18 protein-coding genes are annotated in these 15,418 nt (G+C 42.6%); 17 read left to right on the top strand and 1 reads right to left on the bottom strand.

The window, feature by feature from the left end; genetic code table 11:
- Positions 1-32 precede the first annotated feature (32 nt).
- From prsW to fni, 8 genes are all read left to right on the top strand, one after another.
- On the top strand, positions 33-689 hold the full coding sequence (prsW, locus tag NYE43_RS11450; RefSeq protein WP_024121885.1) for a glutamic-type intramembrane protease PrsW: 657 nt from the start codon (positions 33-35) through the stop codon (positions 687-689).
- Between the two features lie 143 nt (positions 690-832).
- Positions 833-1,747 carry a spore cortex-lytic enzyme gene (sleB, locus tag NYE43_RS11445; RefSeq protein ID WP_024121884.1) on the top strand — a complete coding sequence of 305 codons (915 nt, stop codon included), beginning with the start codon at positions 833-835 and terminating at the stop codon, positions 1,745-1,747.
- Between the two features lie 36 nt (positions 1,748-1,783).
- On the top strand, positions 1,784-3,136 hold the full coding sequence (gene ypeB / locus NYE43_RS11440; RefSeq protein ID WP_024121883.1) for a germination protein YpeB: 1,353 nt from the start codon (positions 1,784-1,786) through the stop codon (positions 3,134-3,136).
- A 93-nt stretch (positions 3,137-3,229) separates the two neighbouring features.
- Positions 3,230-3,886: a flagellar brake protein gene (locus NYE43_RS11435; protein WP_339233236.1), complete on the top strand. Its 657-nt coding sequence runs from the start codon at positions 3,230-3,232 to the stop codon at positions 3,884-3,886.
- A 44-nt stretch (positions 3,887-3,930) separates the two neighbouring features.
- A complete protein-coding gene (locus NYE43_RS11430; RefSeq protein WP_095713192.1) occupies positions 3,931-4,107 on the top strand; it encodes a YpfB family protein in 177 nt (58 codons plus the stop codon).
- Between the two features lie 78 nt (positions 4,108-4,185).
- Complete coding sequence (gene cmk / locus NYE43_RS11425; protein WP_044155003.1) at positions 4,186-4,860, top strand: (d)CMP kinase; 675 nt, start codon at positions 4,186-4,188, stop codon at positions 4,858-4,860.
- Between the two features lie 236 nt (positions 4,861-5,096).
- A complete protein-coding gene (rpsA, locus tag NYE43_RS11420) occupies positions 5,097-6,245 on the top strand; it encodes a 30S ribosomal protein S1 (protein WP_024121879.1) in 1,149 nt (382 codons plus the stop codon).
- A 12-nt stretch (positions 6,246-6,257) separates the two neighbouring features.
- Positions 6,258-7,307, top strand: a complete 1,050-nt coding sequence (fni, locus tag NYE43_RS11415) for a type 2 isopentenyl-diphosphate Delta-isomerase (protein ID WP_268496607.1) — start codon at positions 6,258-6,260, stop codon at positions 7,305-7,307.
- A gap of 49 nt (positions 7,308-7,356) precedes the next feature.
- Here the strand turns inward: fni and NYE43_RS11410 are convergent, their stop codons facing one another.
- Positions 7,357-7,488, bottom strand: a complete 132-nt coding sequence (locus tag NYE43_RS11410; protein ID WP_010334754.1) for a YpzI family protein — start codon at positions 7,486-7,488, stop codon at positions 7,357-7,359.
- A gap of 77 nt (positions 7,489-7,565) precedes the next feature.
- Between NYE43_RS11410 and NYE43_RS11405 the strand changes: the two genes are divergently transcribed.
- From NYE43_RS11405 to hbs, 9 genes are all read left to right on the top strand, one after another.
- On the top strand, positions 7,566-8,168 hold the full coding sequence (locus NYE43_RS11405) for a YphA family membrane protein (RefSeq protein WP_216394054.1): 603 nt from the start codon (positions 7,566-7,568) through the stop codon (positions 8,166-8,168).
- Positions 8,165-9,058 carry a YIEGIA family protein gene (locus NYE43_RS11400; protein WP_044155014.1) on the top strand — a complete coding sequence of 298 codons (894 nt, stop codon included), beginning with the start codon at positions 8,165-8,167 and terminating at the stop codon, positions 9,056-9,058. The genes NYE43_RS11405 and NYE43_RS11400 overlap by 4 nt, the downstream gene beginning before the upstream one ends.
- Positions 9,055-9,249 (top strand): capping complex subunit for YIEGIA, encoded by a 195-nt coding sequence (locus NYE43_RS11395; protein WP_024121875.1) that lies wholly within the window; start codon positions 9,055-9,057, stop codon positions 9,247-9,249. The genes NYE43_RS11400 and NYE43_RS11395 overlap by 4 nt, the downstream gene beginning before the upstream one ends.
- Before the next feature lie 153 nt (positions 9,250-9,402).
- A complete protein-coding gene (der, locus tag NYE43_RS11390; RefSeq protein WP_010334750.1) occupies positions 9,403-10,713 on the top strand; it encodes a ribosome biogenesis GTPase Der in 1,311 nt (436 codons plus the stop codon).
- A 17-nt stretch (positions 10,714-10,730) separates the two neighbouring features.
- Positions 10,731-11,768, top strand: a complete 1,038-nt coding sequence (locus NYE43_RS11385) for an NAD(P)H-dependent glycerol-3-phosphate dehydrogenase (RefSeq protein WP_339233231.1) — start codon at positions 10,731-10,733, stop codon at positions 11,766-11,768.
- Between the two features lie 336 nt (positions 11,769-12,104).
- Positions 12,105-12,308 (top strand): DUF2768 domain-containing protein, encoded by a 204-nt coding sequence (locus NYE43_RS11380; protein WP_024121873.1) that lies wholly within the window; start codon positions 12,105-12,107, stop codon positions 12,306-12,308.
- Between the two features lie 21 nt (positions 12,309-12,329).
- A complete protein-coding gene (locus NYE43_RS11375; protein ID WP_095713188.1) occupies positions 12,330-13,064 on the top strand; it encodes a hypothetical protein in 735 nt (244 codons plus the stop codon).
- A gap of 182 nt (positions 13,065-13,246) precedes the next feature.
- Complete coding sequence (spoIVA, locus tag NYE43_RS11370; RefSeq protein WP_010334746.1) at positions 13,247-14,725, top strand: stage IV sporulation protein A; 1,479 nt, start codon at positions 13,247-13,249, stop codon at positions 14,723-14,725.
- Positions 14,726-15,097: 372 nt separating this feature from the next.
- Positions 15,098-15,376, top strand: a complete 279-nt coding sequence (hbs, locus tag NYE43_RS11365) for a non-specific DNA-binding protein Hbs (RefSeq protein WP_003153447.1) — start codon at positions 15,098-15,100, stop codon at positions 15,374-15,376.
- The last annotated feature ends 42 nt before the right edge of the window (positions 15,377-15,418 follow it).

Genomic DNA, 15,418 nt, shown 5'->3' with positions numbered 1-15,418 from the left:
GACATAGGAATATAAAGGAAAGAGGTTGCCTGATGTTTGCAATCATCTCTGCAGGAATTGCTCCCGGCATCGCGCTGTTAAGTTATTTTTATTTAAAAGATCAGTATGATAATGAACCTGTACATATGGTGCTTCGGTCATTTTTTCTTGGGGTTGTTCTTGTATTTCCCACCATGTTTATCCAGTATGTGCTTGAAAAAGAGAATGTGGGAGGCGGAAGCTTTTTTGTTTCTTTTTTGTCTTCTGGCTTTTTGGAGGAATCATTAAAATGGTTTATTTTAATGATCAGTGTTTACCCGCACGCCCACTTTGATGAACATTATGACGGAATTGTATACGGCGCAAGTGTATCGCTCGGTTTTGCGACACTCGAAAATATTCTTTATTTAATCGGTCATGGCGTGGAGCATGCGTTTGTCAGAGCGCTGCTGCCCGTTTCATGCCATGCCTTAATTGGAGTGATTATGGGGTTTTACCTAGGGAAAGCGCGTTTTTCCGCTGAAAAAGCACGTGTAAAATGGCTTTTCCTTTCGTTGGCCGTACCTTCACTTTTACATGGGTCGTATGACTTTATCCTGACAGCCCTCAGTAATTGGATCTATTACATGTTTCCATTTATGTTATTTTTATGGTGGTTTGGTTTGCGGAAAGCAAAAAAAGCCCGTTCCGTCAATATGATGCAGATATAGAAGAGCCGCACAGCGATAGTGCGGCTTTTTGATTTGCTGAAATTTTTAAGCTGTGAGGGATAAGAAGGAAAGAGTGTATAAAAATAACCTCGTTACAGAAAATACGATTACACTCAAAAATTTGCTGTAGGAGGCTTGAAAAGATGAAGTCCAAAGGATCGATTATGGCATGTCTCATCTTATTTTCCTTTATAATTACGACGTTTATCAATACTGAAACAATTTCAGCCTTTTCTAATCAAGTCATTCAAAGAGGGGCAACAGGGGACGATGTGATCGAGCTGCAGGCGCGTCTTCAATATAACGGATATTATAATGGGAAAATTGACGGGGTTTATGGATGGGGGACATACTGGGCAGTACGGAACTTTCAGGATCAATTCGGCTTAAAAGAGGTAGACGGTCTGGTCGGAGCCCAAACCAAACAGACCTTGATATCTAAGTCTAAATATTACCGTGAATATGTCATGGAGCAGCTCCAAAAAGGAAATAAATTCACGCATTACGGAAAAATACCGCTGAAATACCAAACGAAACCGTCAAAAACAGCGACTCAAAAAGCAAGGCAGCAAGCAGAGACGCGCCAGAAACAGCCTGCTGAAAAAATAACACAGCAGCCGCAAGCGAATAAACAGCAAAACAATAACACGCCTGCAAAAACCAGAAAACAGGATGCGGTTGCAGCTAACATGCCGGGCGGTTTTTCCAATAATGATATTCGGCTGCTTTCTCAAGCGGTTTACGGGGAAGCGCGTGGCGAGCCGTACGAGGGACAGGTTGCTATTGCAGCAGTTATCTTGAACCGTTTAAACAGTCCGTTATTTCCAAATTCAATAGCAGGTGTTATTTTTGAACCGCTTGCCTTTACAGCGGTGGCTGACGGACAAATTTATATGCAGCCGAACGAAACAGCAAGAGAAGCAGTATTAGACGCCATTAATGGCTGGGACCCTTCCGAGGAAGCGCTGTATTACTTTAATCCGGATACAGCTACCAGCGCGTGGATTTGGGGGCGCCCGCAGATTAAGAGAATCGGTAAACACATTTTCTGTGAGTAGCAGGACATAAGAAAGCATAAAAATGAGGTGTGATAAATGATCAGAGCTATTTTAATCGCAGTGCTCGGTATTGCAATTGTCGGTACTAGTTACTGGGGATACAAAGAGCACCAGGAAAAAGACGCTGTCCTTCTTCATGCTGAAAATAACTATCAGCGGGCGTTTCATGAGCTCACCTATCAGGTAGACCAGCTGCATGATAAAATTGGTGCAACGCTTGCCATGAACAGCAAAAAATCACTGTCCCCCGCATTGATAGATGTTTGGAGAATTACATCAGAAGCCCATAACAGTGTCAGTCAGCTGCCGCTTACATTAATGCCGTTTAACAAAACGGAAGAGCTGTTATCCAAGATCGGTGATTTCAGCTATAAAACGTCAATCAGAGATTTGGATCAAAAACCGCTCGACGAAAAAGAGTATACTTCGTTAAATAAGCTTTATCAGCAATCAGAAGATATACAAAATGAACTGCGCCACGTTCAGCACCTTGTCATGAGCAAGAACTTGCGCTGGATGGATGTAGAGATGGCGCTGGCCTCTGATGAAAAACAGAGTGATAACACGATCATCAACAGCTTTAAAACGGTTGAAAAAAATGTCGGATCCTTCGCCTCAGGAACAGATCTTGGGCCAAGTTTCACCAGCACCAAAAAAGAGGAGAAGGGTTTTGCCCATCTGAAGGGAAAAGAAATTTCTGCACAGGAAGCCAAACAAATTGCCCAACGCTTTGCACCTGATGACAATTATGCAATCAAAGTGATAAAGAGCGGAAAAAAAACAAACCGTGACGTCTACAGTATCAGTATGAAAGATCCTGATCATAAAGCAGCGATATATATGGATATTACAAAAAAAGGCGGACACCCGGTTTATTTAATCCAAAACAGAGAAGTGAAAGATCAGAAAATCAGCTTGAATGACGGATCGAATCGAGCCCTTGCTTTTCTAAAGAAAAACGGATATGAAACAAAAGATCTGGAAATCGATGAAAGTGCGCAATACGATAAAATCGGTGTATTCTCATATGTTCCAATAGAAAATAATGTCCGGATGTATCCAGAAGCCATCCGTATGAAAGTTGCCTTGGATGACGGCGAGGTTGTCGGCTTTTCAGCACGAGATTTCTTAACATCCCACAGAAAAAGAGACATACCAAAGCCGGCTATCTCTGAACAAGATGCGAAAGCAAAATTAAACAAAAGTGTAGAAGTGAGAGAAACAAGGCTTGCTGTGATCACAAATGAATTAGGACAGGAAGTATTATGCTATGAAATGCTTGGTACGATTGAAAATGATACATTCAGAATGTATATAAATGCTAATGACGGAACGGAAGAGAAAGTTGAAAAACTAAAAAATGCTGAACCTATATATAAAGACCTATAAAAACTAGGAGGAAAGGACTAAAAGTCTTTTCCTTTTTTTCATTACATGATTTAATAAAAAAGTGAGTATATTGAATGCGAAAGAGTGAAGTCAATGATAGAGATTGGGGAAACTGTACACTTAGAATACATAGAAGAAAATGATTTAAAAATAGCAAAGAGCAAAGCCGTGAGTATAGAAAACGGAGAGCTCCTGATCGCATATCCGGTTGATGTAAACACAGGAAGAACCGTGATTTTACATCATGATACTGAAGTAACGATAGAGTTTGTCGGTAAAGACGAAGTGCCTTACCGCTTCTCAAGCCGAATTAAGGGAAAAGTGAAGGATAAGCTTCAAATGATCTGCCTTGAAGTGCCTCCTCGTGAAAAAATGAAGCGAATTCAGCGCCGGCAATATGTAAGAACTGACGCGGTATTGGATGTGCTGGTCGAGCCGGCAGATGAAAAAGACGGGTTTCAAACACTTTCGTACAATATCAGCGCCGGCGGTATTGCTTTGATTGTGACAGATGGCTATTCTTTTCAGCACGGGGATACGCTGCGCCTGTTCATCAGCCTTCAGGATGAGGAAAAAACGCATCAAATAGAGGCTGACGCGGTTGTCAGGCGTGTGTTTAATGATTCAAAATCAGGCAAACGTAAAATGACCTTGGAGTATTCGGAGATTTCAGCCGGTGATCAGCAGCTCCTTCTTCAGTATTGCATTCGCAGCCAGTTAAACAAGAGAAGAAAGGGACGATTGGAATAAACATCGGCTAACACTTCCATACTATTTGTGATGGAGGTGGGCCGATGAAGACCTTTGAACGGCTGCTGCTCAAATTATTGTTCATTCAGGCAGTGATTTTAATTGGTATCCAGTTTCTTTTTCACTATCAGCATATTGAACCTTATGTCTCAAAAGTGATTCAATATGAAGGGGTGGATAAAATGGAAGTTAATGATTGGGTAGAAACCTTCAAACATTAATTATTCATGAATTTTTCACCCTTTTTCATAAAGTTCATGATACAATCCATAGAGGAGAAAAGAGCAAGGAGAGGAATTATGGAAAAGAAATTATCGATTGCGATCGACGGCCCGGCTGCTGCGGGGAAAAGCACCGTTGCCAAAATTGTGGCTGAGAAAAAATCGTACATATATATTGATACGGGAGCGATGTATCGGGCCATTACATATGTGGCTTTACAAGAAAAAGTTGATTTGACAGATGAAGCAAAATTGGCTGAGCTGTTAAAGCAAACCGATATTGAGCTGATTACAACAAAAGAAGGACAAAAGGTGCTTGTCAACGGCACAGATGTGACTGAGGACATCAGAAAAGACGAGGTCAGCAATCAAGTCTCAATTGCTGCCAAGCACAGAAGCGTCAGGGAAGAAATGGTGAAACGCCAGCAGCAGCTCGGGGAAAAAGGCGGCGTTGTCATGGACGGACGTGATATCGGAACTCATGTGCTTCCAAATGCCGAAGTGAAGATCTTTCTTTTGGCATCTGTTGAAGAGAGAGCGAAACGCCGTTATGAAGAAAATGTAAAAAAAGGCTACGATGCCAACTACGAAACATTAATTGAGGAAATTGCAAGAAGAGATAAACTCGATTCAGAGCGCGAAGTTTCTCCGCTTCGAAAAGCAGATGACGCGCTTGAAATCGACACGACTTCTCTCTCCATTCAGGAAGTTGCTGAAAAAATCCTTGATGTAGTGGAGCAAAAGTCCCGCTGATACCGGCGGAGGCCACTTTTTTTGAATTTTTCAACAAAGAAAGAATGTTATTGCTTGACAAACCTGTCCTTTTATTAGAAGTTAATACTAATAAAACTTTTTATTGATCATTCAAAATCTTTTTTGGATGATTCTTTAATACATATTCGGCTAAAAGCGGACATGCATGATACGTGTTCAGCTTTCAAACCGTTTTTAATTAAGCTGTGTAGGTTTGGACCAAGGAGGTTATTCAAATGACAGAGGAAATGAATCAAATTGATGTTCAAGTACCAGAGGTTGGAGATGTAGTAAAAGGGATTGTGACAAAGGTAGAGGACAAGCATGTGGATGTTGAAATTATCAATGTCAAACAGTCCGGTATTATTCCAATCAGTGAATTATCAAGTCTTCATGTAGAGAAAGCATCGGATGTCGTAAAAGTAGACGACGAGCTTGACCTGAAAGTAACAAAAGTGGAAGACGATGCTTTGATTTTATCTAAACGTGCTGTTGATGCAGACCGCGCTTGGGAAGACCTTGAGAAAAAATTTGAAACAAAAGAAGTGTTTGAAGCTGAAGTGAAAGATGTCGTAAAAGGCGGTCTAGTCGTTGATATCGGCGTTCGAGGCTTTATTCCGGCATCACTTGTAGAAGCGCATTTTGTAGAAGATTTTACCGACTATAAAGGAAAAACACTGTCTCTGCTCGTAGTAGAGCTTGACCGTGATAAAAACCGCGTCATCCTTTCACACCGTGCGGTTGTTGAAAGTGAGCAGGCGAATAAAAAACAAGACCTTCTTCAGTCTCTAGAAGTTGGAAGTGTGCTCGATGGTAAAGTGCAGCGCCTGACTGACTTTGGCGCGTTTGTTGATATCGGCGGTATCGACGGGCTTGTGCACATTTCACAGCTTTCCCACTCCCACGTTGAAAAGCCGTCTGATGTTGTGGAAGAGGGACAGGAAGTGAAAGTGAAAGTATTATCGGTTGACCGGGATAATGAGCGTATTTCTTTATCTATTAAAGAAACTCTGCCTGGGCCTTGGAGCCAAATTGGCGAGAAAGTCAAGCCGGGTGATGTGCTTGAAGGAAAGGTTCAGCGCCTCGTGAGCTTCGGTGCGTTTGTTGAAATTCTTCCTGGCGTAGAAGGTCTCGTTCATATTTCTCAAATTTCTAATAAACACATCGGCACGCCGCATGAAGTCCTTGAAGAAGGACAGACTGTAAAAGTGAAGGTTCTTGATGTGAATGAAAATGAAGAGCGCATTTCATTAAGCATGCGTGAGCTTGAAGAAGCTCCTAAAGCCGATCAAGAGGATTACCGCCAATATCAGGCGAAGGAAGAAACAAGCACTGGCTTCCAGCTTGGAGATCTGATCGGAGATAAGCTTAATAAACTAAAATAATTGGTGATAAACGTGACTCGAGCAGAACGGAAAAGAGAACACATCAATCATGCCCTGTCTACCGGCCAAAAGCGGGAGACGGGTCTTGATGATATTACGTTTGTTCATGTCAGTCTGCCCGATCTTGCATTAGAACAAGTAGATATTTCCACAAAAATCGGCGAACTTTCAAGCAGTTCGCCGATTTTTATCAATGCAATGACTGGCGGCGGCGGACAACTTACATATGAAATTAATAAGGCGCTTGCTAGAGCAGCTCGTATAGCTGATATTCCTCTCGCTGTCGGCTCACAAATGTCGGCGTTAAAAGACCCGTCTGAACGCTATTCGTATGAAATCGTCCGAAAGGAAAATCCAAATGGGCTGATTTTTGCCAATCTGGGCAGTGAGGCGACAGCTCGTCAGGCGAAGGAAGCTGTCGAAATGATTGAGGCGGATGCGCTTCAGATTCATCTGAATGTGATTCAGGAAATTGTCATGCCCGAAGGCGACAGAAGCTTTAGCGGCGCTCTTTCCCGTATTGAACAGATCTGCAGCGAAGTCAAAGTGCCTGTCATTATAAAAGAAGTAGGCTTCGGAATGAGCAAAGAATCAGCAAGAAAGCTGTATGAAGCTGGTGCGGCAGCTGTTGATATCGGCGGTTACGGAGGGACAAATTTCTCGAAAATAGAAAATCTCAGAAGACAGCGGAAGATCACTTTTTTCAACTCATGGGGGATTTCAACAGCAGCGAGCCTGGCGGAAATCCGCTCTGAGTTTCCCGGTAAAACAACGATTGCGTCCGGCGGCCTTCAAAATGCGCTTGATGTCGCGAAGGCGATAGCTCTTGGGGCTTCCTGTACCGGAATGGCAGGGCACTTCTTAAAAGCGCTGACTGAAAAAGGCGAAGAAGGGCTGCTTGAAGAGATTCAGCTGATTCTAGAGGAATTAAAAATGATTATGACTGTGCTTGGCACCAGTACGATTTCTGATTTGCAAAAGGCTCCTCTTGTCATAAAAGGTGAGACTCATCACTGGCTGACAGAGAGAGGCATTCATACTTCCAATTACAATGTGCGTTGACAGCTGTATAAGAAAAGCCCAAAACGGTGTGAGTTTTGGGCTTTTTGTATTATGATTTACGCTTTTTAAATTTGCCGTTTTGTTCAAGGCTGGTGGCTCCGTCATAGTGAATCGATTGGTCCCGGTCTGATTCCACTCTGCCCGAAGCCTTGAGTTTTTTCTCCTGTCTGTCTTTTCCCATGATCATTCTCCTTTACGTGAAGCGGTTTGTTTAAAAAAAGTGTTTAGACTCCATACTGGGAGTATGGAGGAAGCGATATGGAACAATTTTATTATTATTGGTCAATGTGGTTTTTGTGGGTGCTGACAACCTTTATTCTTGGAAAAACGAAAAGGCGCTTTGCCGTCTCAGTATTTATTTTGACTAATATCATCTTAAGCATACATCACTTTACTTTATATTTTTCTCTGAATGCGGCGTACGTGATGTTTCTCGTTTGCGGGTGCGTCTATGCCGGATATTTAGGGATGTATAAACAATTTCGCTATATCATGGTGCACCTGACGCTTGTTTCCGGGTATGCGTTTGTTTATCTTTTTGCATTATATGATCCGGTTTGGTTCATCATAAAACCTGAGTGGACCGCCGTTGTATTATGTGTGCTGTTGACTGCTTCTGTTGAAAGGGATTTTCAGATGCAGCTTGCCTTATATGTTCTAGGAATGTGCCAAGGCGAATTGGTGTATTCTTTTGTCATTCAACAATTGGCAGGGCATACGGCTGTCGGAGGTTTTCAATGGCTTAACGCGTGCTCTGCGGGAACGATATTGCTGTTTGGCATATCAAAATATGAACAGCTCGCCAGTCAAATTGGCCAGAGAGGTAAAAGATCAAACAAAGGAGCTACTAAAATGTCATGAGTGATTACATCTATCCGATTATTGCGGGGGTCGTAGCAGGAGTCGCCACAAGGCTGTATATGCTGAAAACAGATTATCGTCAGTATCCGACCTATATTCACGGAAAAGTCATTCATATTGCGCTTGGGCTTATTGCGGCAGGGTTAGGGGCAATTATTATGCCTGCGCTATTACAGGAGGAGTTTACGGCCATCACGTTTTTGACACTTGCAGCCACTCAATTCAGAGATGTCAGAAATATGGAGCGGAATACGCTGACACAAATGGATTCGTACGAACTTGTCTCAAGAGGAAGCACTTACATTGAAGGAATCGCCATTGCGTTTGAAAGCAGAAATTATATCGTAATTTTTACTGCTCTTTTGACAACATCGGCGTACGTGTTTTTCTCTATCTGGGCTGCTGTCATCACCGCTGTTGTTTGTTTTTTGTTAGCAATGAAATTTATGTCCGGCAGTGTATTGAAAGATATTGTGGATATTGAGTACATAGAGCCTCACTTCGAAGGGCCGGGTCTGTTTGTAGATAATATTTATATGATGAACATCGGACTTCCGGAGAAACAGGAGCTGATTTTAAAGCATGGCATGGGGTTTATTTTAACTCCTAAAAATTTTAATTCAGCTGCAACCATTGCCAACCTGGGTCAGCGTCAGGCCATTTTATTTGATGTCTCCAATGTGCTGGGGGTGTATCGGGACTCAGGAGAGCCGTCCCTGACGCCAATCGCGAAAAGGGATCTTAATGACGGAAGAGTGGGCGTTTTTGTCCTGCCGCAAATTCATCACCCGGAAACAGCTGTTCAGATTATCAGTAATGTTCCGACCTTGGAAAACGCAATCAGAATGCCTACGGAATTTATCAAAAAACAGGATAAGGTGATAGGATGAGTGAATCGCTGACGAAAGTGATTTTGTCTGTTATCACGACAAACCGGAACCGTGCTTCAGGAGGGACACCCATCTTTTTTTGTAATGACCAAAAAGAGATGGAGCTTTTCGCTAAAAACCTTGAGGCGATCCTTGACGGAATTGCCCATAGAATTGGGGAAGATGTCTATTTGATCGTGAAACATTTTTAAGAATAGTTGTGATCCCAGTAAAAACTGATATAATAAATGAGTTAAGCCCTTCCTCTGAAGGGTTTCTTTTCATAAAAGTGAATGAGATGATTTAAATAACCGGTTGAGAATTTATGTAAAAATGAAAGCGGCTGGATCGAAAGGAAGGGTACTATGGGTAAACCTGTCGTAGCCATTGTCGGGAGACCGAATGTAGGAAAATCCACAATCTTTAACCGGATTGCGGGTGAAAGAATTTCAATAGTAGAAGATACCCCTGGTGTGACAAGGGATCGGATATACAGCTCGGCTGAATGGCTGAATTATGATTTTAATTTGATTGATACGGGCGGTATTGATATCGGTGATGAGCCGTTTCTAACACAGATACGCGAGCAGGCCGAAATCGCCATGGATGAAGCGGATGTCATTATTTTTATGGTGAATGGCCGTGAAGGTGTGACTGCTGCTGATGAAGAAGTAGCGAAAATTTTGTACCGCACGAAAAAGCCTGTTGTTTTAGCGGTAAATAAACTGGATAACACAGAAATGAGAGCGAATATTTATGATTTTTATTCGCTGGGCTTTGGTGAACCGTATCCGGTTTCAGGAACACACGGGCTGGGACTCGGAGATTTACTGGATGCCGCAGCGGAGCATTTTAAAAATATCCCTGAAACAAAATACGATGATGAAGTCGTTCAATTTTGCCTGATCGGACGCCCGAATGTAGGAAAGTCTTCTCTGGTAAACGCGATACTTGGCGAAGATCGTGTCATTGTGAGTAATGTGGCGGGAACAACAAGAGATGCCGTTGATACAACTTTTACTTATAACCAGCAGGATTTTGTCATTGTAGACACTGCCGGCATGAGAAAAAAAGGTAAAGTGTATGAAACGACTGAAAAGTACAGCGTGCTGCGGGCGCTGAAAGCCATTGACCGCTCTGAAGTTGTTGCGGTGGTGCTTGACGGCGAGGAAGGCATTATCGAACAGGACAAGCGAATCGCGGGTTATGCACATGAAGCAGGCAAGGCTGTCGTGATTGTAGTGAATAAATGGGATGCTGTTGACAAAGATGAAAGCACGATGAAAGAATTTGAACAAAATATCCGCGACCATTTTCAATTTCTTGACTATGCACCGATTCTGTTCATGTCAGCATTAACGACAAAACGGATTCATACGCTCATGCCTGCAATCATTAAAGCAAGTGAAAATCACTCACTTCGTGTCCAGACGAATGTTTTAAATGACATCATTATGGATGCTGTGGCAATGAATCCGACACCGACTCATAACGGGTCGCGCTTGAAAATTTATTATGCGACTCAAGTTGCGGTGAAGCCGCCGAGTTTTGTTGTGTTTGTAAACGATCCGGAACTGATGCATTTTTCATACGAACGATTTTTAGAAAACCGAATCAGGGACGCGTTCGGTTTTGAGGGGACACCAATCAAAATATTTGCAAGAGCTAGAAAATAAAAAGGTGTGAAGCAAATATGAAAAGAGTCACAATGCTTGGAGCCGGAAGCTGGGGAACGGCACTGGCTTTAGTATTAGCCGATAACAACCATGATGTGAGAATGTGGGGGCATCGTGCGGAGCTGATCCAACAAATAAATGATCTGCACGAAAATAAGGATTATTTGCCTGATGTCAAGCTCCCTGAATCGATTCGAGCAACAACGGAAATCGGGGAGGCTGTGTCAGACGCAGATTTCATCATAGTTGCTGTTCCGACCAAAGCGATTCGGGAAGTGTTGAGACAGGCAGTGCCTTTTATGACGAAAAAAGCAGTTTTTGTTCATGTGAGTAAGGGGATAGAGCCGGATTCGCTCCTGCGTATTTCTGAAATTATGGAATTTGAGCTCCCGAGTGATGTCAGAAAGGACATTGTCGTGCTCTCCGGGCCGAGCCATGCTGAAGAAGTAGGACTCCGGCATCCGACAACCGTCACTTCCTCTTCAAAGAGCATGCAGGCGGCAGAAGAGGTGCAGGATCTGTTTATAAACCACAATTTTCGGGTGTACACAAATCCTGACGTTATCGGTGTAGAAATCGGAGGCGCTCTGAAAAATATTATCGCCCTTGCTGCTGGCATCACAGACGGCTTAGGATACGGCGATAATGCCAAAGCTGCTTTGATTACGCGGGGTCTTGCTGAAATTGCGAGACTCGGCACAAAAATGGGCGGGAATCCGCTAACGTTTTCCGGATTGACAGGTGTCGGAGACCTGATTGTTACGTGCACAAGTGTTCACTCCAGAAACTGGCGTGCCGGCAATTTACTCGGAAAAGGGTACAAGCTTGAGGACGTTCTCGAAGAAATGGGAATGGTCGTTGAGGGAGTGCGCACGACAAAAGCGGCTTACCAGCTTTCAGAAAAATATCAGGTGCAAATGCCGATTACAGAAGCCCTTCATCAAGTTCTGTTTAATGGACAAAAGGTAGAAACCGCTGTTGAATCCTTAATGGCGAGAGGGAAAACCCACGAGATGGAGGACTTGGTGAATACATTTGATAACCAAGTTAAATAAAAGTGTCAACGGAATAGAAATCCGCATATTCTAATTGCACGAAAGCCCGAAACACAGAAGAATACCCAGGCCTTGGGATCTCCTGAAACATTTTGCCGATTTAGGCAAGAGAGGATGCATCTGTATGCAAAGTCGCATACTATAGCATCGAAGTCCAAGAGAGTGTTTCTTAAACGTAGGTGAATATAGTCAATTTGACTGAAGCAAAGTCCCCCTCTTTGCTTCAGTTTTTTTATTCTATCAAAGGATGGAAAATCTGGTTGATCTTTTCAAGCGCTGTATATTAAAATAAAATGTAACGCTTACAAAACAAATGTCGGAGGGGGCGCGGGTCATTTGAGTCTGGCATTGATCAAAATGTGGTTTGCCCTTGGTTCCATGGGGCTGATGTTTCTGGCCGTAGCATGCATCTATTTAAGCCGTTTTAAATGCCGAAACCGTTTTCTGAAGATTGCGGTTTCATCGTTTGCTTACATGTGTGTATTGATTTCAGGAATTATTGTATTTGTGGTGGTATTCAGCGGCCCTGTTAATGAATAAAGCTGTAAAAGGAAGTGCTGTATGGGTAAACTGAAGTGCGCTATGATTTTTGTAGCAGTGATTTTCTTATCTGGATGTTTATATCCACATGAGCGGAAAAGCAGTGTACAAGCCACTCCGTATCAGGACCAATTAAAGCTGGTTCAATCAGCCGTTGATGAATTTCAAAAGGCAAACGGAGGACTGCTTCCGATTCAAACAAAAGATATGTCAACACCGCTTTATCAAAAATATCCGATAGATTTTAACCGTTTAGCGCCGAGATATATGGCTGAACCTCCAAGCACGGCATATGAAAGCGGCGGAGACTATCAATACGTGCTTGTCGATGTAGAGAATAATCCGACTGTTAAACTGATTGATGTAAAGATGGCAGAAAAAATACGTGATATCAAATTACGCGTTCAAATGTACCGCCAAGAACATAAATATCCGCCATATCAGGATGTATTAGCGCGTGACTTGTTTACGCTTGATGGGAAAAAACTAGGGGAGGCTGACTCTCTTTCAGTCACAAGCCCAATCTCAGGAAACTCCCTGCCGCTTATGATTGACGGAGACGGAGAAATTTATGCCGACTATAGGACAGAGCTCGTTTCCTGTCTCAAAAAAAGCAAAAAAACTTTTAAACCCGGCACGGAAATACAGGGCATAATATGGGAAGAGACGCCTTTCGTCCCCGCATTTTCAGTGAAATATACCGTTAATGACAAACAAGAACCTGTTTTTTTAGAAAATGATATAAAAAAGGAATGAACCTTTCTCCCTTGCATACAAATAGGGAGAAAGGTTTTTTTATACTTTAATAGATTAAGGATAGAAAATTTTCTAAAGATGTCATATTGAAATAGGACAACGTCATACACATATAGTGTCCTGTGTTTGATTGAAAAAGGTTAATAAAATTGATAAGGATAGGAAGTCCGGGAGGGGATCACTTGGAAAAGGTCGATATTTTCAAGGATATCGCTGAACGAACAGGAGGCGATATATACTTAGGAGTCGTTGGTGCTGTCCGTACAGGGAAATCTACGTTTATTAAGAAATTTATGGAGCTTGTGGTGCTCCCGAATATCAGTAATGAAGCAGACCGGGCACGTGCGCAGGATGAACTGCCACAAAGCGCAGCCGGAAAAACGATTATGACTACAGAGCCTAAATTTGTTCCGAATCAGGCGATGTCTGTTCATGTATCAGACGGACTCGATGTCAATATAAGATTAGTAGATTGTGTAGGCTACACAGTGCCGGGTGCAAAAGGATACGAGGATGAAAACGGCCCGCGGATGATTAATACACCTTGGTACGAAGAACCGATCCCATTTCATGAGGCTGCTGAAATCGGAACGCGGAAGGTGATTCAAGAACATTCGACCATCGGAGTGGTTATTACGACAGACGGCACGATTGGTGATATCGCCAGAAGTGACTATATAGAGGCAGAAGAAAGAGTCATTGAAGAGCTGAAAGAAGTCGGAAAACCCTTTATTATGGTCATTAACTCAGTAAAACCTTATCACCCGGAGACAGAGGCGATGCGCCAGGATTTAAGCGAGAAATACGATATCCCTGTTTTGGCAATGAGCGTAGAAAGTATGCGGGAAAACGATGTACTGAATGTTCTCAGAGAGGCTCTTTATGAGTTTCCTGTGCTTGAAGTAAATGTAAATCTTCCAAGCTGGGTCATGGTGCTGAAAGAAAACCATTGGCTGCGCGAGAGCTATCAGGAATCAGTGAAGGAAACTGTTAAGGATATTAAACGCCTCCGTGATGTCGACAGGGTTGTCGGTCAATTCAGTGAGTTTGAGTTTATTGAAAGTGCCGGATTAGCCGGGATTGAGCTCGGCCAAGGGGTTGCAGAAATTGATTTGTATGCGCCCGACCATTTATATGATCAAATCCTAAAAGAAGTGGTAGGCGTTGAAATCAGGGGCAGAGACCACCTACTAGAGCTGATGCAGGATTTTGCCCATGCGAAAACGGAATATGACCAGGTGTCCGACGCTTTAAAAATGGTCAAACAGACGGGATACGGCATTGCAGCGCCTGCTTTAACTGACATGAGTCTGGATGAGCCGGAAATTATACGGCAAGGCTCCAGATTCGGCGTAAGATTGAAAGCTGTCGCACCGTCAATCCATATGATCAAAGTGGATGTCGAAAGCGAATTTGCGCCGATTATCGGAACTGAAAAACAAAGCGAGGAACTGGTGCGTTACTTAATGCAGGACTTTGAGGATGATCCGCTTTCAATTTGGAACTCTGACATTTTTGGAAGATCGCTCAGCTCTATCGTGAGAGAAGGGATTCAGGCTAAGCTGTCACTGATGCCTGAAAACGCACGATATAAATTAAAAGAAACATTAGAAAGAATCATAAACGAAGGATCAGGCGGCTTAATCGCCATTATCCTGTAATGCGGGGAGACCTCTTTATAGAATAGGAGGTCTTTTTTCTTTGCTCTTAATATTGGAAAAGGATCAAGGAATAGGATGAAAAAAGGAAAAAAAGGAATATTTGTTCGATAAATCACGTTAAATCCTTGACGAGCAAGGGATTGACGCTTTAAAATGCTTGATATGGCTTTTTATATGTGTTACTCTACATACAGAAATTCTTCACTCTGATGGACAAACATTCCTTGGAGTGCAGTTTTTCTTAAAAGCCGTTTAATTGTCTTTCTCTTGCTTGTCTGATTTTTTTCTCAGGCAGGTTTAGAATCAGACTGAACTGTGAAGAAATGATAATAAACGAACTGAGCTTATTCCTTTTGGGAGGAGGTGAAAGGCATGAACAAAACAGAACTTATTAATGCGGTTGCGGAAGCAAGCGAATTGTCTAAAAAAGACGCGACAAAAGCAGTTGACTCTGTTTTTGATACGATCTTAGATGCACTTAAAAACGGTGATAAAATCCAACTGATCGGTTTTGGTAACTTCGAGGTGCGTGAACGTTCTGCACGTAAAGGACGCAACCCTCAAACAGGTGAAGAAATCGAAATTCCAGCAAGCAAAGTACCTGCTTTCAAACCAGGTAAAGCGCTTAAAGACGCAGTTGCCGGAAAATAATTGTGAATATAGATCGTGTATGCATCTAGATTACATACACTT

It is taken from the genome of Bacillus sp. FSL R5-0434 (assembly GCF_038004745.1).
GTDB classification, from domain to species: Bacteria; Bacillota; Bacilli; order Bacillales; family Bacillaceae; genus Bacillus; species Bacillus halotolerans.
Note: the sequence above shows the minus strand (reverse complement) of the source record. Positions and strands in the feature narration are given on the sequence as shown.

Excerpts from the sequence above, each read along its gene's own strand:
- prsW (WP_024121885.1), top strand. The coding sequence starts at position 33 with ATGTTTGCAATCATCTCTGCAGGAATTGCTCCCGGCATCGCGCTGTTA.
- sleB (WP_024121884.1), top strand. The coding sequence starts at position 833 with ATGAAGTCCAAAGGATCGATTATGGCATGTCTCATCTTATTTTCCTTT.
- ypeB (WP_024121883.1), top strand. The coding sequence starts at position 1,784 with ATGATCAGAGCTATTTTAATCGCAGTGCTCGGTATTGCAATTGTCGGT.
- NYE43_RS11435 (WP_339233236.1), top strand. The coding sequence starts at position 3,230 with ATGATAGAGATTGGGGAAACTGTACACTTAGAATACATAGAAGAAAAT.
- NYE43_RS11430 (WP_095713192.1), top strand. The coding sequence starts at position 3,931 with ATGAAGACCTTTGAACGGCTGCTGCTCAAATTATTGTTCATTCAGGCA.
- cmk (WP_044155003.1), top strand. The coding sequence starts at position 4,186 with ATGGAAAAGAAATTATCGATTGCGATCGACGGCCCGGCTGCTGCGGGG.
- rpsA (WP_024121879.1), top strand. The coding sequence starts at position 5,097 with ATGACAGAGGAAATGAATCAAATTGATGTTCAAGTACCAGAGGTTGGA.
- NYE43_RS11410 (WP_010334754.1), bottom strand. The coding sequence starts at position 7,488 with ATGGGAAAAGACAGACAGGAGAAAAAACTCAAGGCTTCGGGCAGAGTG.
- NYE43_RS11405 (WP_216394054.1), top strand. The coding sequence starts at position 7,566 with ATGGAACAATTTTATTATTATTGGTCAATGTGGTTTTTGTGGGTGCTG.
- NYE43_RS11400 (WP_044155014.1), top strand. The coding sequence starts at position 8,165 with ATGAGTGATTACATCTATCCGATTATTGCGGGGGTCGTAGCAGGAGTC.
- NYE43_RS11395 (WP_024121875.1), top strand. The coding sequence starts at position 9,055 with ATGAGTGAATCGCTGACGAAAGTGATTTTGTCTGTTATCACGACAAAC.
- der (WP_010334750.1), top strand. The coding sequence starts at position 9,403 with ATGGGTAAACCTGTCGTAGCCATTGTCGGGAGACCGAATGTAGGAAAA.
- NYE43_RS11385 (WP_339233231.1), top strand. The coding sequence starts at position 10,731 with ATGAAAAGAGTCACAATGCTTGGAGCCGGAAGCTGGGGAACGGCACTG.
- NYE43_RS11375 (WP_095713188.1), top strand. The coding sequence starts at position 12,330 with ATGGGTAAACTGAAGTGCGCTATGATTTTTGTAGCAGTGATTTTCTTA.
- hbs (WP_003153447.1), top strand. The coding sequence starts at position 15,098 with ATGAACAAAACAGAACTTATTAATGCGGTTGCGGAAGCAAGCGAATTG.